Raw genomic sequence first — 20,680 nt, forward strand, 5'->3', positions numbered from 1 at the left:
GGCGCTGCCTCCATTGTCTGTGCCCGTCGCGGGCGGGCCTAGGACCAGTCCAAGATCAAATTTTCGATCCCGAACACATGGCCGCCAGAGGTTATGGGTGCCGTACCCTGCTTGATCCTGAAAGCCGGGATGCGCGCCAGCCACTCCTCCAGGCCAATGACAATCTCCCGCCGGGCCAGGTGTGAGCCAAGGCAACGGTGGGGACCATAGCCAAAGGCGGCGTGGCGGTTGTCCTCCCGCTCCAAATCGATCGTGTTGGGGCATTCGAATTCCGCCGGGTCACGATTGGCAATCATCGTGGCGCAGGAAACATAGTCCCCCTTCCGGATCGGCGCGCCTTCGAAGTCGATATCTTTCGTTGCCACGCGGATCAACTGAATGGGCGGATAGGCCCGCAGCAATTCTTCGGTTGCGAGCGGGATGCGGTCCGGTTCGCTCCGCAGCAATTGCTGATCTTTGAGGTTGCGCGCGAGGTACGCCAAGTCAAAGCCTATAGCTGCTGCGACCGTGTCGAGCCCAGCGACGAAGACAAGCACGCCGATGCCGCGGACTTGGGTGTCCGTCAGCCGGCGGCCCTCGACCTGTGCCTGCACGATAAAGGTCATGAAATCGTCAACCGCCTCCTGGCGGCGCATGGCTGCAAGTTCGTCGATGAATGCCACGATCGTCCGGGCAGCCACAGGTCGTTCCTTATCGTCGCCGTGGAGCAGATCTTTCCCCCAGCCGACGAATGTATCGAGTCGGTCATCGGGCAACCCCAGAAAGCGAAGAAAGGTGCTCACCGCGAAAGGAAAGGCAAAATCCTTCATCGCGTCGCAGCTTGTGCCCGATGCGACAATTCTATCGATCAGCATGATCGCTTGCTCGCGGACAGCCGGCTCCAACACCCTCACCCGCTTTGGCGAAAGCAGCGGACTGAGCAGTGAGCGAAAGACGCCATGGGCCGGTGGATCGAGCTCAAGCGGGATCGTCGGCCAGTTTTCACCCAGTATGGAGGAGAAGATGCTGCGATGGCTGGAAAAAGTCTCTGCGTCCTGCAGCACCTTCCGCTGGTCCGCGGCACGGGTGATGACCCAGGTACCCCGGCCATCTTGCGTGTTGTAGCGGGAGTAAAAGATCGGAGGCCCGTCATGTACGCAAGCGACAGCTGCGTGTGGATCCCCGTTGGGTGTTGGTGGCATCCCTGGCGATGTAAACAGGCTGAAGTCCCTCACCATTTCGGGCGGGACATGATCTGGAACGGGGTTGGTCGCCATTTTGCTTTCTCTACATTGGCGTTCATGGCTCGATTGAGATTGCACCGCTGTTCATAAAGTCGATTTCCAGCATGGGTACGTCTCTTGTCGGGCGCCTTCTAGATTCTGTCGCCTGATACAGCCCACCTGCACCAGCGCGAATGAGATCGGTTGCGAATTCAATCAGAAGGGGCATCTCCGCCGCGCTGCGGTCATGAAGCAAAGCCGCCGCTTATCCCCGTTAGGGTTGAGAGGCTGGTCAATCGCCGCTGAGCTCCGTGATGCACTGCTGACGCCCTGCTGATGCCCTGCTGATCAAATTGTCAAAGCAAGTTGCGTGCCGGATAGGCGTACCCATGGCGCTGCACCCAAGCGATGCCAGCCTGCACTGGGCCCACCGCCGCTAGGTTGATGATCACCTGTCCATCATTCTTAGGACAACGTCCGACAACCGACATCCACGTCGGTTCTGTCGAGACCGCTACATCGGGCTGTTCGGCCTGGCTGCTGCTGCCTTCCGGTCGACGAGCGAGGAGATCGCTCGCACGGCCCGGATTGAGCAACGACGCGATCCAGCACAAGGATCGGGTCCGGTCCGACAAGACCCGGCGGCGCTTGCGCGCGATGATTGAAATTATCAACAAGGTCGAGCCGCGCTTCGGTTCGGCGCTGATGGCGTATGGGTTGTATCGCTCGGAGCCGCTGCAAGGATTTCCGGTCAGACGAGCGATGCACTCGTGCGCAGCGATCCGGCCGGCGACGAGCCTGACTGTATCGATGCGGTCAATTCCGGCGTGCACACCTGACCGTCCGTATGCGCTACGACGGCAAGCTCTATCGCACATGGACTATATTTCCTCGCGAGCCGCTGTCGGAACGTGGTGCCGAGTCCTATGGCGGCCGGTTCATTCCGAGGGCCTGTCGGCTCTACACATCCCTGTCGGTCGGACCGGGAACGCGTGGCAGACTCTCGGCCAGAAACCGCCAGTCGCTGCGCTCGCGTTCGCCTTCCTTGCGCGCGCCGAAGAACTGGATGATCATCTTGCCGTCGGCGCCATAGGCTTCAACGGACGTGACGTGACCGTCCCTCGTCGGCTTGCGCACGGCCCAGACCTCGCGGATGTGATGAGTCCTAAGATGGAGATGGAAGTTCTCGTCGAGCACATTGATCCGCGGCCCGATCTGCTTGACCGACTTGATCGGGCCGGAATGGATCTGGATGCAACCACGATTGCCGACAAAGCACATGATCGGCATCTCGTCTTCGGCCGCCTGTTGGAACAGGGCGCCAACGGCGTCATTGTCGAGCAGCCAGGCGTAATCCTCGTCGGCCATACGCATCGCCTGGCAGCGGCTGAGCTTCAGTGTCTTCAACATATGGTAGAACTGATGCACGTCGCTCAGCCGGCTCCAGTGCTCGCGTAGGTCGTCGACCGTGGCGGCTTGGTCTGGACTCACTGCGTTATCGCGCGCCCCGCTCGCCTCGACCGATATGATCGGCTCCTGGTCGGAGGATACGAGCTCTGCCGCCAGATTCTGATAGGCGTGCAGGTTCGAGGCGGGCCTGAGATGTATTTTGTGCATCGCCTCGCCGGTGGCATCAAAGAATTGCAGGCTGCGGCGGATCTCGGCTTCCTCGCGCTTCTCGACGGCGAAGCCATACGCCCACGCTTTCGGGAAGATGCGCAGGTCGATCTCGTCGCCGAGCACCATGGCATGCGGGTTGCCGGTGACCACTTTGTCGTAAACGCCGATCTTTTGGTGCACGGCACTTTGGTTGCGGGTGACCGCCATCACCTCGCCGACCGCTTCGAGGCCGGTCAGCAGATCATCGACGCGCGGCTCGATGCGCACCGCGCCGTGACCACAATGCGCCGCGACCAATTCGGCTTCCGAAATGCCCAATCGAGCGGCGAGATCATGCTCCCGGATTTTCGGATTGTCTTCGCACGCCCGCCGGATTTCGTCCGGCGACGGTTTCTCGCGCTGGTCCATGTCTTACCCCTGCTTCCACCTAAGTGTGAGGATCAGCTGCCCTGCCGGTGAATCTTCAGCCGATAGGGCGTGCCGTAATGCTCGACCCTGATCTGCTGCTGGCCCGTGAACAAAGTGTCGCTGGACAGCGTGCGCACGTCGCACCCGCGCGAAAACCGGGGGTGCTGTCGGAGCGGCGAGACCCGAGTGACACGAGCAGGCACATGCCGACGGAATCCCATCGAGCCGGTCGGCGGCCACTGGGCGGTGGTGAGCGATTGTGGGTGTTGTCGCAATCGGCCAATCGGGCATTCGGATGCCACGGGCGGCGCTGCTTTGCCAAACAAAGCGTATCTGACCCAGTCCTGACATTTTGCTCCCTTGCTTCGCCCCATCGACCGCGAGGGCACCCCGACATGATTGTGGATCGGCAGTCTCTTGCCGCCTCGCCAAATGGAGCTTCAAAAACCGTGCCAATTGCGCCGAAGCAAGCTCAGAAGAAGTCTTCTGTAATGGTCATTGCTTTAATGTGAGTTCAGCCAACAACTCAGGCCCAACATCCCCCGTGGCGGACCCGACAAACCCGACAGTACGTGTCGGCTGGCCGACACCTTCGCAGCAATGGACTCACAAGAACCACCGCAGTGTCAGAGATGCCGTGCTGTGTTGAAACATTTTTTCGCTTTGGCACGGTGCATGCAACGTGATGCGCAAGCAGGTCCCGGACTGAGGAGAATGGAGCCATGATTACGCTCACCGACAACGCTGTTGCCGCCATCAAGACTGCTCTTTCCCGCGCCAGCGAGCCGGCGGAAGGCTTTCGCATCATGGTCCAGGCCGGCGGCTGCGCCGGCTTCAAATACTTAATGGGCCTGGAGAGCGTGTCGCGCGAGGGCGACGCGATCACCGAGACAGATGGCATCAAGCTGTTCGTGGACGCGGGCTCCCAACCGCATGTCGCCGGCATGACCGTCGACTTCCTCACCGGGCTCGAATCTTCCGGCTTTGTCTTCGATAACCCCAACGCGCGCGAGAAGTGCGGCTGCGGCAAGTCCTTCAGTTGATCGCCCGAAGCGCCTGTGCGGGTCCATGAAGCGATTGCCGCCGACGGACTCATTTGCGGCAGAGGAGGCTTATATGGCCGGCACAACAGATGTCCCTGTCCTCAAGAACAAGGCAAGGTCGAAGCCGATCTTGGGACCGGCAATCGCTTCAGGTAGGATGCAAAGAACGTCGCCTCCCGAAACAGTTCGGTTCCTGGTGGCACCCAAGCTGCTGGCGGCCAAATCGCGCCGCTGCGCCAAATTCGGCTTATCGATAACGTTGTCGTGTTCGGGCGTCCTTACCTGCGGGCTGACGGCGGCGACTGCGGACTTGTCCATGTCGACGCCGATCCGGTCTACGTCAAACTCTCGGGCGTCCGCGCCGGCTGCCAGTTCGGGCCCATCATCATCAACGGCATACGCCAGAGGCTCAATGAGGCGGTCGCGCGCTCGCGTCATTCCGGTCAACTGAGGATCGCACATGGTACCTGTCTACCTCGACAACAACGCAACCACACGGGTCGATCCTGAGGTCGTGCAAGCGATGTTGCCGTTCTTTAGGGATCAATTCGGCAACCCTTCGTCGGCGCACGCTCTTGGCGCCTCAGTCAGTGCGGCGGTGAGAAAGGCGCGGAGGCAGTTGCAAGCTCTGATCGGCGCCGAGTTCGACGATGAGATCACCTTCACCTCGGGTGGGACAGAAAGCGACAATGCAGCGCTTCTTTCGGCGCTCGAGGCGGCGCCCAACCGAACCGAGATCGTGACGTCCGCGGTCGAGCATCCCGCCGTGCTGACGCTCTGCGCGCATCTTGAGAAGACCCGCCGCGTCAAGGTGCACAGGATCCCGGTGGATTGCCGTGGCCGGCTCGACCTCGACGCCTATATGGCCGCCCTCACCCCACAGGTGGCAATCGTCTCGATAATGTGGGCGAACAATGAGACTGGTGTGATCTTCCCCGTGGCCAGGCTTGCCGAGTTGGCCAAGGAAGTGGGCGCCCTTTTCCATACCGATGCTGTGCAGGCGGTCGGCAAGCTTCCGATGGACCTGAAGTCGACCGCAATCGACATGCTGTCGCTCTCCGGCCACAAGCTGCACGGGCCGAAAGGGATCGGCGCGCTTTTCGTAAAACGTGGCGTCAATTTCCACTCGCTGATCAAGGGGGGCCACCAAGAACACAACCGGCGTGCTGGCACCGAGAATACGCCCGGCATAGTCGGGCTCGGCATGGCGGCCGAACTCGCCTTGAAATTCATGGACGACGAGACCACACGGGTAAAGTCGCTCCGCGACCGTTTAGAGGACGGGATTCTCCAGCGCATCCCAAGCACCTGTGTCACTGGTGATCCCCTGGAACGGTTGCCCAACACCGCAAACATCTCCTTCGAACATGTCGAAAGTGATGGAATTCCACTCCTCCTCAGCCGCGTGGGCATCGCGTGTTCCTCCGGCTCCGCCTGCACCTCCGGCTCTCTGGAACCGAGCCATGTCCTGAGCGCGATGAAAACGCCACACGCGGCAGTCCGCTTCTCCTTGGCGCGGGACAACGGCGAAGCGGACGTCGACCGGGTGCTCGAGGTCATGCCGGCAATCGTGGAGAAGCTGCGTGGCTTTCCCAGTTCTGGGCCGGGTAAGCGAAGCTCCGAAGACGTTCAATCCGGTCTGTGCCTGAGCGGCAGCAGAACAGGCTACCGTTCATGACCCGTCATGTCTTTCTCAACGATACGACCTTGCGCGATGGCGAGCAGGCGCCCGGCGTCGCCTTTACCACGACGGAAAAGCTGGAGATCGCCGAGTCTCTTGCGGCGGCCGGCGTCACAGAGATCGAGATCGGCACGCCGGTCATGGGCGCCGACGAGATCGAAACAATTCGCGCCGCGGTCGAGCGACGTCTCCCGGTTCGGCTCATGGCCTGGTGCCGGATGACGTCGTTGGATTTCGATGCAGCGATCGAGAGCGGCGTCCACGCCGTCAATCTATCGCTGCCTGCGTCGGACATCCAACTTGCCGCCAAGCTCGGCCTCGATAAGGCGGGAGCGCTCCATGTCATCGAGCATATGGTCAGGCGCGCAGCCGCCGCCGGCTTCTTCGTCGCGGTGGGCTGCGAGGATGCCTCGCGGGCCAATCGGGATCATCTCGCCCGCGTCATCGAGACGGCTGCACGCGCCGGCGCAAGCCGCGTCAGGCTAGCCGACACAGTCGGCGTTCTCGACCCGTTTTCGACCTTCGAACTTGTCGCCCAGCTCGTGGCGCAGTCTCCAATCGACCTTGAATTTCATGCGCATAACGATCTCGGACTTGCTGCCGCCAACACGCTGGCCGCGATCCGCGCAGGCGCGCGCCATGCGTCCGTCACCGTCCTGGGGCTCGGTGAGCGTGCGGGCAATGCCGCGCTGGAAGAGGTGGCCGCCGCGATGGCGGTCTTCGACGGCGCGGATACCGGCATCGAGCTGACCGCATTGCCCGACCTCGCCGCCCAGGTGGCTTGGGCTGCCCGCCGGCAGACCGCGGCCATTAAGCCGGTCGTCGGCGCCGATGTTTTCACCCACGAATCCGGCATTCACGTCGCAGGGCTGCTGAAGGACTCGCGTACTTATCAGGGGCTCGATCCGGCTCTCGTGGGCCGCTGCCGGCGTATCGTCATCGGCAAGCATTCCGGCGCCACTGCGATTGCCCATGTGCTGAGCGAAAGCGGTCGCGATCTCGACCCGGATCTGGCAGCCGCGATGGTGGCCCGCGTCCGGCGCGAGGCGGCCGAGACCAAATCGACCGTCACTGCAACTCAACTGGTCGAGCTCTACGATGGAATGTGCAGCGAGGCATCCCTCGCGGAGCTGTGCGGGTCCAGGTCAGCCGTGCGCGAGCGCACCGACACCACAGTTTTCCGACCAGGGAGAATGCAATGAATTGTTCCGCTGACAGCCGCCCCATCGATGTCACCGACATCCTCGCACGACTGAAGCGCCTGTCGGCTGCGGAGGAGTTCTTCGCAGTCCTTGGCGTCTCCTATGATCCGAAGGTGCTGAATGTCTCGCGGCTCCATATCATGAAGCGCGTGGGCCAATACCTTGCCGAAGAAGATTTCTCCGGTCTGCCCGACCAGGTGATTGCCGCGCGGGTGCGCGCGACGCTCGAACGCGCTTACGAGGACTTCGCGGTTTCCTCGCCGCTCACGCATCGGGTCTTCAAGGTGCTCAAAGACCACGATCCGAACAGACCTGCCACGCCGGGCCGCACCTTTGTCCCGTTCGACTCCGTACTGAAGCGGTTCGGACAGGAATGACCGCGACACGGGTTGCGACGCGACAATGTCGAGAAGCCGACAAATCCGGTCATCACCACGGCGCCCTCAGAAGCAACCAAGCGAAGTTCTAGGAATAGGGGGCAGCGCAAACAGTTGGCACGAATGATGCGCACCAAAGAGATAACCGCCAAGCCCGCATCCGGACAGGAGCCTAGAGAAACCGCCAATGCACATCGTAATCTGCATCAAGCAGGTGCCGGACTCGGCACAGATAAGGGTCCATCCGGTGACGAACACGATCATGCGCCAGGGTGTTCCGACTATCATCAACCCTTACGACCTGTTCGCCCTCGAAGAAGCCCTCAGACTGCGCGACGCCTATGGTGGAGAAGTCACCGTGCTCACTATGGGTCCGCCCATGGCAGAGGACGCGCTGCGCAAGGCGCTCGGTTACGGCGCCGACCGAGCGGTGCTCTTGACCGACCGCTATTTTGCCGGCTCCGACACGCTGGCGACCTCGTTCGCCCTTTCCCAGGCAATCGCGAAAGTTGGCGAGACGTTCGGCACGCCAGACCTCGTCTTCACCGGCAAGCAGACGATCGATGGCGACACCGCCCAGGTCGGGCCCGGCATCGCCAAGCGCCTCGAACTCCTGCAGCTGACCTATGTCGCGAAGATCGCCTCCGTTGATATTGCTGCGCGCGAGATCAAGGTCGAGCGCCGCTCCGAAGGCGGCACACAGATGCTGAAGAGCAAGCTCCCTTGCCTCATCACCATGCTGGAAGGCACAAACGAGATCCGCCGGGGCTCGATCCAGGACGCCCTGTGCGCCGCGCGCAGCCAGGTCTTGAAATGGAGTGCGGCCGACGCGGGCATTGAGGATCTCACCAAATGCGGCCTGCGCGGTTCACCGACGGTCGTCAAGCGTGTTTTCGCCCCTACTGCGCGGGCAGAAAAGGCGGCAAAAATCGAAACCGCCGAGATGGCCTTGCGCGATGTCGCTGACGAACTCATCACGGCAATCTTCACCCGCCAGCCGGCATTGGAACATGAGCTCGCCTTCAACGGCGGCGCGTGAGAGGGCAAGGAGCAGACGATGTCGAACGCGAACCGAGAAACCCCTCGCCCTGCCGCCGGCCGTGCCGGCATAAAGAAGGAGCTGCCCGCGCATTTCAAGGACTACCGGCACGTTTGGGTTTTCATCGAGCTCGAACGCGGCCAGGTCCATCCCGTATCATTCGAACTGCTCGGCGAAGGTCGCAAGTTAGCCGACAAGCTTCAGGTCCAGCTTGCGGGCGTCGTGCTCGGACCGCCGGGAGAGGCCATCGGGAACGCCGTTGCCGAAGCCTTCGCTTATGGTGCCGACCTCGTCTACATCGTCGAGGCGCCGCTGCTCGCCGACTATCGGAACGAGCCTTTCACCAAGGCGATGACGGATCTGGTCGATACCCACAAACCCGAGATCCTTCTTCTGGGTGCCACCACACTCGGCAGGGATCTTGCCGGCTCCGTTGCGACGACCTTGCAGACAGGGCTCACGGCCGACTGCACCGAACTCGATGTGGATACCGACGGTTCGCTCGCCGCCACCCGTCCGACTTTCGGCGGTTCCTTATTGTGCACGATCTATACGCTCAATTTCCGGCCGCAGATGGCGACAGTGCGACCGAGGGTCATGCCCACGCCGCAGCGGGCGGATAATCCGGTCGGGCGTGTCATCCGGCACAAGCTGTCGGTAGCCGAGGACGAGATCGTTACCAAAGTGCTGGGCTTCCTGCCGGATAGTCAGTCGGCAAAGGCAAATCTTGCCTATGCCGACGTCGTGGTTGCGGGAGGCCTCGGTCTAGGCGCGGCGGAGAACCTGCAGCTTGTGAAGAACCTCGCGCGAGCAATCGGCGCCGAGCACGGCTGTTCGCGCCCGTTGGTCCAGAAGAGCTGGATGCCAGCTGATCGGCAGATCGGCCAAACTGGCAAGACCATCCGCCCGAAGCTTTACATAGCGGCCGGGATTTCCGGCGCCATCCAGCACCGGGTTGGCGTCGAGGGGGCGGATCTCATCGTGGCCATCAACACCGACCCGAACGCGCCGATTTTCGATTTCGCTCACCTCGGGATCGTCACCGACGCGATCCGCTTCCTGCCCGCACTGACGGAAGCCTTCACCCGGCGGCTGTCGCCCCACAGTCGCGATAAGCTTGCGAGCTAAGGGATGGACATGATTGAGGAACAATTCGACGCCATTGTTATTGGGGCCGGCATGTCCGGAAACGCAGCTGCTTACACCATGGCCAGCCACGGCCTGAAGGTGCTGCAGTTGGAGCGGGGTGAATATCCGGGGTCCAAGAATGTCCAGGGTGCCATCATGTACGCGAACATGCTGGAGAAGATCATCCCGGATTTCCGGGACGATGCGCCTCTCGAGCGGCATTTGGTTGAACAGCGGCTTTGGGTGATGGACGACACATCCCATACCGGGATTCACTATCGGTCGGACGACTTCAATGAGGCGAAGCCCAACCGCTACACGATCATTCGTGCCCAGTTCGACAAATGGTTTTCGCGTAAGGTGCGCGAGGCCGGCGCGACGGTTCTGTGCGAGACGACCGTGACGGAACTCATCCGTGACGCCAAGGACAGGGTGATCGGCGTCCGCACAGACCGGACCGGCGGAGCCATTTACGCGGACGTGGTCGTCCTCGCAGAAGGTGTCTGCGGACTCCTTGGCACGCGGGCCGGCCTGCGCGAGATGCCGAAGCCGCAAACCGTGGCGCTCGCCGTCAAGGAAATGCATTTCCTGCCCGAAGAGGTCATTGAGCAGCGGTTCGGCCTCAAAGGCGATGAAGGCTGCGTGATCGAGGCGGTGGGCACGACCTCCCGCAGCATGGCCGGGCTCGGCTTCCTCTACACCAACAAGGAGTCGATCTCACTGGGCATTGGCTGCCTCGTCTCCGATTTCGCCGCGATGGCCGAGAGCCCTTACGTCCTCCTCGACGCCTTAAAAAGCCATCCTTCGATCCGGCCGCTGATCGCCGGCTCGGAAGTGAAAGAATATTCCGCGCATCTCATTCCCGAAGGCGGCTACAAGGCTATTCCGCAGCTCTTTGGCGACGGTTGGGTCGTGGTCGGCGATGCCGCGCAACTGAACAACGCCATTCACCGCGAGGGTTCGAACCTCGCCATGACCTCCGGCCGCATCGCGGCTGAGGCAATCATCGAGGTCAAGAGCCGCAACGGTCCTATGACCAAACGGAATCTCGCCCTTTACAAAGCCATGCTGGACAAGTCCTTCGTGGTCAAGGACCTAAGGAAATACAAAGACATGCCGGCCTTGCTCCACACCAATTCCTGCAATTACTTCACGACTTATCCGCGGTTGATGTCGCAAGCCGCGCAGAATTTCATGCGTGTCGACGGCACGCCGAAGATAGAGAAGGAAAAGGCGACCACGGCGGCCTTCATCAAGGCGCGCTCGCGCTGGGGGCTGGTCAGCGACGCGGTCCGCCTTGCATTGGCGTGGCGCTGAGGGGAGACGAAATGACGATCGCAGTGACGAAGTCACGTGTCGAGGACAAGCTTTACCAGAACCGCTACTTGGTGGATTCCGGCCGTCCGCATATCAAAGTGCTACCGCACGAGAGGCCAAGCGCGAACTTGCTCGCGCTGACCCACGTCTGCCCGGCGAAATGTTATGAGTTGAACGACAAAGGTCAAGTGGAGATCACCGCCGACGGCTGCATGGAGTGCGGCACCTGCCGGATTTTGTGCGAGACCAGTGGCGAGATCGAGTGGAACTATCCACGCGGCGGCTTCGGAGTCCTCTTCAAATTCGGATGAGGACGCACGCACCGTATCAAGCGGGTCAATCTTGGTACACCTGAGGTCGCGACCAACGCCAAGTCTATCTTTGCTTGAATTGCCGCGCCACGAAGAGAAGCTCGTCAATACTGTGCTTTCACAATTCAGACTCAGACACAAAAGGAGGAGCACTCTGGACGACAACCGCTGAGGTGTTTCCATGGCTCACGTACCGCAAGATCGGGTCGACGAGGTAGCACCTCGGGATACCCGCCCTGAACCGCCCATCAAAAGCATGCCCCAAGCAGATATCGCGCTCAGGGGACTCTACGAGATATCGAAGGTGCTGACCGCCCCCAGCGAGCTGGAGATTACGCTCGCCAATGTCGTGAACATCCTGCCTTCGTTTCTGCAGATGCGTCACGGAGCAATCGTCGTCCTGGACGCTGAAGGAGAGCCGGAGATTGCCGCAACTGCCGGCAATACCCACGCACCTCAATCAGGCACTCGCCGCGTCATACCACAGGCCATAACAGATCAAATCGTCGCTACGGGGACGCCGCTCTTCATACCGGACGTCCGCAAGTCCCAACTATTTCAGGCTGACCTTCAAACATCTTCGAGCAGCGGCACCATCCCAATTGCCTTTATCGGTATCCCGCTAAAGGCTGATCATAAAATCCTTGGGACATTGTCAATCGACCGCGCCGGAGACGGCGCCACCGACTTTCGCGACGACGAGGACACATACTTCCTGACGATGGTCGCCAACCTTGTCGGCCGGACGATCCGTCTCCATCGCATCCTGAGTACAGATCGTCAGCGGTCTGTCCATGAGCAATGCAGACCGGAGAAATCGCCCAACGAGGGGAGGACCTACGACCCTGCCCGGCATGCGGATGTCAAAATCGACGGGATCATCGGGGAAAGCCCCGCACTCAAGCAGGTGCTCGAAACCGTCTCGGTCGTAGCAGGGACCAATTCCACCGTGCTACTGCGGGGTGAAAGCGGCACCGGCAAGGAATTCTTTGCGCAAGCCATCCATAAGCTCTCACGTCGGAGGAAGAAGTCTTTCGTCAAATTGAACTGCGCCGCACTGTCTGAAAGCGTTCTGGAGTCAGAACTGTTTGGGCATGAAAAGGGCGCTTTCACGGGTGCTATCTCCCAGCGCGCCGGTCGTTTTGAATTGGCAAATGAGGAAACGCTGCTACTTGATGAAATCGGCGAGATTTCGCCGGCCTTTCAAGCCAAGCTGTTGCGTGTCTTGCAGGAAGGCGAGTTGGAGCGAGTCGGCGGCACCAAAACGCTACAGGTCGACGTGCGCCTCATATGCGCCACCAACAAGGACCTCGAGACGGCCGTCATAAAAGGGGAGTTCAGGGCCGACCTTTATTACCGCATCAATGTGGTGCCAATTATCCTGCCTCCGCTCAGAGAGCGACCCGGCGATATTCCACGCCTTGCGAACGCCTTCCTCAATCGATTCAACAAGGAGAACGATCGCGCACTCGCCTTCGCGCCGTCGGCGCTTGACCTGATCTCGCAATGCTACTTCCCTGGTAACGTCCGCGAGCTGGAGAACTGCGTCCAAAGGACGGCCACACTTGCGCGTTCAAGGACGATCGCGCCATCCGATTTCGCCTGTAAGAAGAGCCAGTGCCTTTCCTGGCTCCTCTGGAAGCGAGCCGACCGCTCGAATGGCGGCAATACCATCGACGATCTCGCACGGGTCAACGCAGTGCCGGTCGGATTGCGGCTGCCGGCCAGTCGCATCGGTGCCTCCGCAGGCAACGTTTCTCCCCTTGCGGCCGGCGATCCAAACGATCCCGCTTGTCCCCCGCGTCTGACGGAACGCGATCGGCTGATCGACGCGATGGACAAGGCCGGTTGGGTTCAGGCCAGGGCGGCTCGTATCCTCGGCCTCACGCCGCGGCAAATCGGCTACGCGCTGCGCCGATATGGCATCGAGGTGAAGAAATTCTAGACGTTGTGATGACGTCAAACGTAAGCCCGAAGTAGTCTCCCTCACACCCTTCGCGCCCAAGGCTGGTAGCCTTCGCGACCCGATTTGCTTGTCCACTGTCGGAAGCCCGACAAAGGTGTGTCGGAGCAATCCGACGGAATCCGACACGAAAGCCAATTCGTGAACCAAAACCGCTCTTTGAGCTGGCATAGCTCTTGCGGTTTGAACTGCGACATTCACCCAGCAACGGAGCCGTTCGATGTCCGCACCGGCAATTTCGCTTGAGAGCCTCAGCACGACATTCGATGACCAGTTGCTTGCCACCGTGAAAGCCGGTGGCTGCGCGTCTTCGTCCTGCGGCTCGTCGATAAAGCCGGACGACACGGATCCGGCTGTCTGGGAGAAGATCAAGGATCACCCCTGCTTTTCAGAAGAGGCGCATCACTATTTCGCGCGCATGCACGTAGCGGTCGCGCCCGGCTGCAATATCCAGTGCAACTACTGCAATCGCAAATATAACTGCGCCAACGAAAGCCGGCCTGGGGTGGTCTCCGAAAAGCTGACGCCCGACCAGGCGCTACGCAAGGTGGTCGCGGTCGCCAACGAGGTGCCGCAGCTTTCCGTGCTCGGCATCGCCGGACCTGGCGATGCCTGTTACGACTGGAAGAAGACGAAGGCAACGTTCGAACGAGTCGGCAGGGAAATCCCAGACATCAAGTTTTGCATCTCCACGAATGGGCTCGCGCTGCCGGACCATGTCGATGAGCTTGCCGACATGAATGTCGATCACGTGACGATCACCATCAACATGGTCGACCCTGAGGTCGGTGCAAAGATCTATCCTTGGATCTTTTACGACCATCGCCGCTACTTCGGCATCGAAGCCGCCCGGATCCTGCACGAGCGGCAGATGTTGGGTCTGGAGATGCTGACCGCGCGCGGCATCCTCACCAAAATCAATTCGGTGATGATCCCCGGCGTGAACGATGAGCATCTGATCGAGGTGAATAGATGGGTCAAGGAGCGAGGCGCGTTCCTGCACAACCTCATGCCGCTGATTTCGGACCCGGCGCACGGCACGCACTACGGACTGAGCGGGCAACGCGGCCCAAACGCAATGGAGATGAAGGCTCTTCAGGATGGTGTCGAAGGCGGCGCCCAGTTGATGCGCCACTGCCGGCAGTGCCGGGCAGATGCCGTCGGCCTGCTCGGAGAGGATCGTGGCCAGGAATTCACACTCGACCGGATTCCCGGCGAGGTCACCTACGATGCCAGCAATCGCAAGGCCTATCGGGAGCTGGTCGCGGAGGAGCGCCGTGATCAGGTGGCGGCTAGGAGAGAAGCGATCGGATTGGTCAAGGCAGCGAGCCCCGGCAAGTCCCTTCTCTTCGCGGTGGCGACCAAGGGCGGCAGCCGCGTCAATGAACATTTCGGCCATGCGAAGGAATTCCAGGTTTATCAAGCCTCGCCGAGAGGGATCAGTTTTGTCGGGCATCGGAAGGTGGAGCAGTATTGCCTCGGCGGCTGGGGCGGAGAAGCCGCCCTCGATGGCGTCATCGCAGCGCTTGAAGGCATAGATATCGTGCTGTGCGCCAAGATCGGAAACTGCCCGCAGGATCAGCTCGCCGACGCTGGAATCCAAGCCACCGACGCATATGCCCACGACTATATCGAGACCGCAATCAGCGCGATTTACGCGGCCGCGTCTGGGACCCCCGCACTCGCGGCGACGGCCTGAGCGCGTCTCATCCATTCGGACCAGGAGTTAAAATGGCTTTCAAGATCATCGCATCCCAATGCACCCAATGCGGCGCCTGCGAATTCGAGTGTCCCTCCGGCGCCATCAAGTTCAAAGGCGAGAGCTATGTGATCGAGCCGCAAAAGTGCACCGAATGCGAGGGGGTCTTCGATGCGCAGCAATGTGCCTCGGTATGCCCGGTGCCGAAGACCTGCGTTCCTGCGTGACGGACATTGGGCCGCCGACATGGTCGGGGATGCCTTCGCAGGACGCCTGGAACGCCTTTGTTCACAATCTGCAGCCTCAAGAGAAATCAGGGAACGGACATGTCGCTCGGACGCGAAGAGGAGGTCGAAATCCGCAGGCCTCCACGATTCATGCCGGGAGAGCGGGTACGTGCCACTCGCCACATAAAGAATGACGGCACCTATCCTGGCAGGGAGATCGGCGAAAATCTCGTGCGGAAGGGCGACGAGGGATATGTGCGCGACATTGGCACCTTTCTCCAGCAGTTCTTCATCTATGCGGTCGAATGGATCGACCGTGGCACAGTCGTCGGCATGCGAGCGCGTGAACTGATGAGCCTCGACAAAGCCGAGGTGCCCTGCAGTGCTGATAGCAATACCAATGAAGGAACGGCCAGATGAAAGTCATGATCCGCAGGACCGATGCTGGCTTGTCGGCGTATGTCCCGAAGAAGGACCTCGAAGAGCCGATCATCAAGCTCGAGAAGGAAGAGTTGTGGGGCGGAACTGTGACGCTCAGGAACGGGTGGCGGCTCCTCCTACCCGATCTTCCACGGGATACGCGTCTGCCGATCACCGTCGAGGCAAGGAAGGTTTCCGAAGAGGACTGATGCTGCCCCTTGATAGGTGCGTCGCGAGGAACGAGCATGAACACGATCCTGACATCGGGCCACCTCGTCATCGTGCGGGACAGTTTTGCCGAAAAGCTGCTTGACCTGGCGAAGGAAGCGCTCGCCGCCGATGAGGTGATCCCCTATCTCGGTCCGGGTCTTCTTGGGTTCAACTGTGCGGAACCGCCTGTGCCGCATACGCCCGAGGTCGTTGCCGCGGCACTCAATGCACGGGCGCCAGCCCCTTCCAGGATCCGCACCAATATGTGGTCGGTTGCGCAGTTCATCGAACAGCGCCGGCATCGCCGGACGCTTCAAGCTTGGATGACCGACATATTCGCAGCGCCGGTGGCGCCTACCCTCCTTCACGCCTGGCTCGCAAGGCTGCCGCTCTCCCTCATCGTCGACAGCTGGTACGACGGCGCGATGCGCACGGCTCTCGTAGAGACCGGCCGAACGGACGTCGTTGAGATACAAGGCGTCACGCGCGCGAACGAAATCGGTAACATTTGGACGAAAACCTACGATTTGTCCGGGAGGGAACTCGCCCCCCGATCGGGGGCAAAGACGGTTCTCTATACACCTCACGGGAGTATTAGGCCGGCGCAAAACTTTCTCGTCGCAGATTCGGACTATGTCGAAGTCCTGACCGAAATCGATATCCAGACACCGATCCCAGACGTGGTGAAGGAACGGCGCATCACCCGTGGATTTTTCTTCGTTGGCTGCCGCTTCAACGATCAGATGCTGCGCACCTACGCCAGGCAGATCATGAAGCGCTCCCGAGGTCCACATTGCGCGGTAATGGACGCGGAAACGCTGACCAGAAACGAAGCGCGTTTCCTTGCGGCAAGCGGAATCACGGTGATCGACATGCCAGTAAGTGAAGCCGCGGCTCGGCTTATAGGAACGCGCACTGCTGCAGGTGGTGGACAGGATTAACAATGGCGGGCCCCTTTGATGATTGGTCCTTCGGCTTGCCTCGAAGGCGCAAAATGCAGTCGGGAATACACCCGTGAGCAGTGATGCTATCGGCAGCGCAACGAACGCTCTGAATTCGTTGACCCATGTGGAAGCGGCGCGCTGGGGCCGGGATTTGAGTACGCTGTTGCGCATCACGCGTATGAATTTGCGGCATCCCTGGCAGGTCGCCTTCGCTATGGGCTCGACGATCATGGCGGCAATCCTCCAGTTGCTCATTCCCCAGCTTCTCGGCCGGGCTGTCGACCAGACCCAGACAGCCATCGGGGGCGGTGTCGCGGGGACCGCGGCAGGACAAGCGCTCTGGACCCCGGCTCTCCTGCTGCTCGCCGTCAGCGCGCTACGCGGCCTTTTCACGATGGCGCAGAACTATTTTGCCGAAGCCGTCGGGCATCATGTCGCGTACGAACTGCGGCTCGCCTACTACGACAAGATCCAGCGTCTCAGCTTTTCCTTTCACGACCGGGTCCATTCAGGCGATCTGATCACCATCGGAATGCTCGATCTCCAAGGCGTGCGGATGTATTTTTCCACCGCGCTCGTTCGCGTGCTCCTGCTCACCATGCTGATCGGGATCGGCGCCTACATGATGATCTCGACCGATCCCATGCTCGGCCTGGTCGCGCTGAGCTTCGTGCCTTTTGTCGCCTGGCGCTCATCGGCCACACAGCTTAGGCTGCGCGCCACCTGGCTCGACCTGCATGAGCGGCTTTCAGTACTAAGCCGCGTGATGGAGGAAAATCTCGCAGGCATCCGCGTGGTCCGCGCTTTTGCGGCTCAAGCCTATGAGATGCTGAAGTTCGACGGCGCTTCCAAGAACGCGCTCGACCTCGCCAACGACCGAGTTGACATCTACGTGCCCAGCACGTCGGCGATGACCTTGTCCTTCTTTTTCGCAATGGGATTCGTGCTCTGGATCGGTGGCAGCAAGCTCGTCGCTGGCGAGATAAGCGTCGGAACGGTGGCGACCTTCCTGACCTTCATGACAATCCTGCAAATGCCAGTCCGCCAGATCGGCCTCATGGTCAATGCCTTTGCCCGCGCTTCTAGCTGCGGTTCGCGGCTTTTCGGTCTCCTCGACCAGGAGATCACAATCAGGGATGCTCTCGAGGCCAGACCGCTCGAGATAAGCGACGGCACTCTGCGCTTCCACAATGTCTCGTTTGCGTACCCCAGCGCCGAAAACCGCGCCATTCTGAAGAACGTCAGCTTTGAGGCCCGTAGAGGCGAGACGATCGCGATCGTCGGTCCGCCGGGTTCGGGCAAATCGACGATAGCTCATCTGGTCCCCCGCTTTTATGACGTGACCGGTGGCGCCATCACGCTGGACGGCCAGGACATACGCAATGTCACCCTCGCGACGCTTCGCAAGGCGGTCGCCGTCGTACAGCAGGATGCATTCCTATTCACCACTACGATCGAGAACAACATCGCTTATGGCGATCCCTGGGCGAAGAGACAGCGAATCGAACGCGCTGGCGAATTCGCCCAGCTCCACAACTACATCCTCGGGCTCCCAGCGGGCTACGAGACGGTCGTGGGCGAACGCGGCGTCTCTCTCTCTGGCGGCCAGCGCCAGCGTCTCACGATTGCTCGCACCATGATGCTGCGCCCCTCCGTCGTCGTTTTCGACGACTCAACGGCCGCGATCGATGCCGGCACCGAGCAGCGCATCCGCGCGGCGATGCGGCGCTTCGCCAAGGATCGGGTGACGATCATCATCGCGCACCGGCTGAGTGCGCTTGTGCATGCCGATCAGATCCTTTTTGTCGATAACGGCGAAATCGTAGAACGCGGCACGCATCAAGAGCTTTTGGCGAAGCGGGGACGCTACAGGGCCCTTTACGATCTCCAGACGCGCCCGGGTGATGACAATATGACCCAGTATGGGGGCGCCCGCTGATGGCGCAGGGCCGCGCCGGCGAAGTCGAAGCCGAACGTGACGACGGCAGACGCCCTCCGCGCGCGGTTGTCGGCTCGCACCGCATCGAGGAGGAGATGTTCGGCCGGGCTTTCGACAAGAGCATCCTCCGGCGCATCTGGGCTTTCGTCCGTCCCTATCGGGCCAGGGTAGTCATCACGATTGCAGCAATGCTGATCTTCACCGGGACGCAGCTTCTCATCCCGTTGATCATCCGCTACGCGCTCGACCAGGGCATGAACCCGGCAAGGACCGATCGCTCAGCCCAGCTCGCGGCCGTCGGCGCGTTCGTTTTGGCGATTTTGGTCAATTTCGCTGCCGGCTACATGCAGGAAACTGTGGTTGGGAAAGTGGCCGAAACTGTCCTGTTCGACATCCGCCGCGCCATGTTTGGCCATCTGCAGAAGGTTTCGCTCTCCTTCATGGACAAGACCGAGGTCGGACGCCTCATGTCGCGCCTGCAAGGCGACGTCAACTCCATACAGGAATTCCTCGAAACCTCGGTATATTCCGTAGGCGATGTTGCGCTCCTCTTCGGCATCGTTTTCGTAATGCTGTCGCTCGACTTCCGCCTCGGCCTCCTGACGCTCTCGGTTCTGCCGGTCCTGGTGATCGTCCGCATTGTCTGGCTGCCGCGTGCCCGCGACGCCTTCATGGCCGCACACGAGACTAATTCCGTCGTCAACGGCGCGCTGGCCGAAGCCATTCACGGCGTGCGCACCGTCCAGTCAATGGACCGCCAGCAGGTGAATTTCATCCTTTTTGACGACAAGGCCCATGCCAACCTCAGGACCCACCTGATCGCTGCCAAATATGCACTGGTCATGGTGCCTATCGTCGATGGCCTCACCGGCCTCGCCATGGCCGCCGTTATTGTGGTCGGCGGCTCGATGGTCATGAATGGCCGCATAGATGTGGGCGTATTGGTTGCCTACCTATTTTACATCCAGCGCTTCTTTGACCCGATCCGCTCACTCACCCTGCAATATTCGGTCATGCAGCGCGCCATGGCCTCAGGCAAGCGCCTGACCGATGTGCTCGACGTCAAGATCGATGTTCAGGACAAACCCAATGCCGAGGTGCTTTCGCCCGAAATGGACGGCTCGGTCGAGTTCAGGGACGTCACCTTCGGCTACAATCCGAACCGTTCGGTGCTGAAAAATGTCTCCTTCCGGGTCAATCCCGGCGAGACGGTCGCACTGGTGGGGCCGAGCGGTTCTGGCAAATCGAGCGCGATGGCCCTGGTCCACCGCTTCTATGATGTTCAGCAGGGCCAAGTGCTGGTCGGCGGACATGATGTGCGCGATCTCACCCAGGAATCGCTCGGCCGCCAGGTCGCCATGGTGCTGCAGGAGCCGTTCCTGTTCACCGGGACGGTCTTCGAGAACATTCGATACCACAAGACGGAAGCCACGCGCGACAAGGTGATCGAGGCCGCCAAGGCGGTCGGCGCCCACGATTTCATAATGAGCCTCGCCGACGGGTATGAGACCCAACTTGGCGAACGCGGCGACAACTTATCTCTCGGCCAGCGCCAGCTTATCAGTTTCGCCCGCGCCCTCGTCGCCGACGCCAAGATCCTCGTGCTCGACGAAGCTACCGCCAACATCGACAGCTACACGGAAATGCAGATTCAGAAGGCTCTGGTAAAGCTGCTTGAAGGGCGCACTGGCCTCGTCATCGCCCACCGTCTTGCCACGACCCGGGGTGCCAACCGCATCATCGTGCTTCAGAATGGCCAAGTTATTGCGACTGGCAATCACGATCAGCTAATAGCCATGGGGGGCCTGTATTCCAAACTCTACAATCTCAACTACGCCTCCTTCGACGATATTCCCGAACACGATACGACCGTACAAGCCGGCTCCCAGACCTGACGTCTTGTCGGCCTTGTGGTACTGGCATTGACTTCGGGCGTGCCGGCGGACACTC

20 protein-coding genes and 1 pseudogene are annotated in these 20,680 nt (G+C 60.7%); 18 read left to right on the plus strand and 3 right to left on the minus strand.

The window, feature by feature from the left end:
- Positions 1-38: 38 nt before the first annotated feature.
- On the minus strand, positions 39-1,256 hold the full coding sequence (locus NKK47_RS17280; RefSeq protein ID WP_352494971.1) for a cytochrome P450: 1,218 nt from the start codon (positions 1,254-1,256) through the stop codon (positions 39-41).
- Between the two features lie 464 nt (positions 1,257-1,720).
- Between NKK47_RS17280 and NKK47_RS17285 the strand changes: the two are divergent.
- Positions 1,721-2,041, plus strand: a pseudogene (locus tag NKK47_RS17285) (hypothetical protein).
- Positions 2,042-2,162: 121 nt separating this feature from the next.
- Here the strand turns inward: NKK47_RS17285 and NKK47_RS17290 are convergent.
- Together NKK47_RS17290 and hemP are read right to left on the minus strand one after the other, a co-directional pair.
- Entirely contained in the window at positions 2,163-3,230 is a 1,068-nt protein-coding gene (locus tag NKK47_RS17290; RefSeq protein WP_352577704.1) for a hemin-degrading factor, read from the minus strand.
- A 32-nt stretch (positions 3,231-3,262) separates the two neighbouring features.
- A complete protein-coding gene (gene hemP / locus NKK47_RS17295) occupies positions 3,263-3,367 on the minus strand; it encodes a hemin uptake protein HemP (protein ID WP_352577705.1) in 105 nt (34 codons plus the stop codon).
- A gap of 585 nt (positions 3,368-3,952) precedes the next feature.
- Here hemP and NKK47_RS17300 point away from each other — a divergent pair.
- The 17 genes from NKK47_RS17300 to NKK47_RS17380 all read left to right on the plus strand — a co-directional run bounded on the left by NKK47_RS17300 (position 3,953) and on the right by NKK47_RS17380 (position 20,625).
- Positions 3,953-4,273: a HesB/IscA family protein gene (locus tag NKK47_RS17300; protein WP_023678237.1), complete on the plus strand. Its 321-nt coding sequence runs from the start codon at positions 3,953-3,955 to the stop codon at positions 4,271-4,273.
- Positions 4,274-4,537: 264 nt separating this feature from the next.
- Positions 4,538-4,783, plus strand: coding sequence for a NifU family protein (locus tag NKK47_RS17305; RefSeq protein ID WP_352577706.1), 246 nt, complete (start codon positions 4,538-4,540; stop codon positions 4,781-4,783).
- Positions 4,734-5,951, plus strand: a complete 1,218-nt coding sequence (gene nifS / locus NKK47_RS17310) for a cysteine desulfurase NifS (protein ID WP_352577707.1) — start codon at positions 4,734-4,736, stop codon at positions 5,949-5,951. The genes NKK47_RS17305 and nifS overlap by 50 nt, the downstream gene beginning before the upstream one ends.
- Positions 5,948-7,156: a homocitrate synthase gene (nifV, locus tag NKK47_RS17315; RefSeq protein ID WP_352577708.1), complete on the plus strand. Its 1,209-nt coding sequence runs from the start codon at positions 5,948-5,950 to the stop codon at positions 7,154-7,156. Before nifS ends, nifV begins: the two co-directional genes overlap by 4 nt.
- Positions 7,153-7,533, plus strand: a complete 381-nt coding sequence (nifW, locus tag NKK47_RS17320; RefSeq protein WP_352577709.1) for a nitrogenase stabilizing/protective protein NifW — start codon at positions 7,153-7,155, stop codon at positions 7,531-7,533. Before nifV ends, nifW begins: the two co-directional genes overlap by 4 nt.
- A 187-nt stretch (positions 7,534-7,720) precedes the next feature.
- Positions 7,721-8,572 (plus strand): electron transfer flavoprotein subunit beta/FixA family protein, encoded by an 852-nt coding sequence (locus tag NKK47_RS17325; protein WP_352577710.1) that lies wholly within the window; start codon positions 7,721-7,723, stop codon positions 8,570-8,572.
- A gap of 18 nt (positions 8,573-8,590) precedes the next feature.
- Positions 8,591-9,700: an electron transfer flavoprotein subunit alpha/FixB family protein gene (locus tag NKK47_RS17330; protein WP_352577711.1), complete on the plus strand. Its 1,110-nt coding sequence runs from the start codon at positions 8,591-8,593 to the stop codon at positions 9,698-9,700.
- A gap of 9 nt (positions 9,701-9,709) precedes the next feature.
- Positions 9,710-11,017 carry an FAD-binding protein gene (locus tag NKK47_RS17335; protein WP_352516063.1) on the plus strand — a complete coding sequence of 436 codons (1,308 nt, stop codon included), beginning with the start codon at positions 9,710-9,712 and terminating at the stop codon, positions 11,015-11,017.
- Positions 11,018-11,028: 11 nt separating this feature from the next.
- On the plus strand, positions 11,029-11,328 hold the full coding sequence (locus NKK47_RS17340; RefSeq protein ID WP_352480510.1) for a ferredoxin family protein: 300 nt from the start codon (positions 11,029-11,031) through the stop codon (positions 11,326-11,328).
- A 181-nt stretch (positions 11,329-11,509) separates the two neighbouring features.
- A complete protein-coding gene (gene nifA / locus NKK47_RS17345; protein ID WP_352577712.1) occupies positions 11,510-13,273 on the plus strand; it encodes a nif-specific transcriptional activator NifA in 1,764 nt (587 codons plus the stop codon).
- A gap of 238 nt (positions 13,274-13,511) precedes the next feature.
- A complete protein-coding gene (gene nifB / locus NKK47_RS17350) occupies positions 13,512-14,990 on the plus strand; it encodes a nitrogenase cofactor biosynthesis protein NifB (protein ID WP_352577713.1) in 1,479 nt (492 codons plus the stop codon).
- Between the two features lie 32 nt (positions 14,991-15,022).
- Complete coding sequence (locus NKK47_RS35205) at positions 15,023-15,217, plus strand: 4Fe-4S dicluster domain-containing protein (RefSeq protein ID WP_023678248.1); 195 nt, start codon at positions 15,023-15,025, stop codon at positions 15,215-15,217.
- Between the two features lie 99 nt (positions 15,218-15,316).
- Positions 15,317-15,637 (plus strand): nitrogen fixation protein NifZ, encoded by a 321-nt coding sequence (locus NKK47_RS17360; protein ID WP_352450751.1) that lies wholly within the window; start codon positions 15,317-15,319, stop codon positions 15,635-15,637.
- Positions 15,634-15,846: a putative nitrogen fixation protein NifT gene (nifT, locus tag NKK47_RS17365; protein WP_023678250.1), complete on the plus strand. Its 213-nt coding sequence runs from the start codon at positions 15,634-15,636 to the stop codon at positions 15,844-15,846. Before NKK47_RS17360 ends, nifT begins: the two co-directional genes overlap by 4 nt.
- Positions 15,847-15,882: 36 nt before the next feature.
- Positions 15,883-16,788, plus strand: a complete 906-nt coding sequence (locus NKK47_RS17370; protein WP_352577714.1) for an SIR2 family NAD-dependent protein deacylase — start codon at positions 15,883-15,885, stop codon at positions 16,786-16,788.
- A 73-nt stretch (positions 16,789-16,861) separates the two neighbouring features.
- A complete protein-coding gene (locus NKK47_RS17375; RefSeq protein WP_352577715.1) occupies positions 16,862-18,730 on the plus strand; it encodes an ABC transporter ATP-binding protein in 1,869 nt (622 codons plus the stop codon).
- A complete protein-coding gene (locus tag NKK47_RS17380) occupies positions 18,730-20,625 on the plus strand; it encodes an ABC transporter ATP-binding protein (protein WP_352577716.1) in 1,896 nt (631 codons plus the stop codon). The genes NKK47_RS17375 and NKK47_RS17380 overlap by 1 nt, the downstream gene beginning before the upstream one ends.
- Positions 20,626-20,680: the final 55 nt, after the last annotated feature.

The sequence above is a fragment of the Mesorhizobium sp. M0019 genome, assembly GCF_040323975.1.
Taxonomy (GTDB): Bacteria; Pseudomonadota; Alphaproteobacteria; order Rhizobiales; family Rhizobiaceae; genus Mesorhizobium.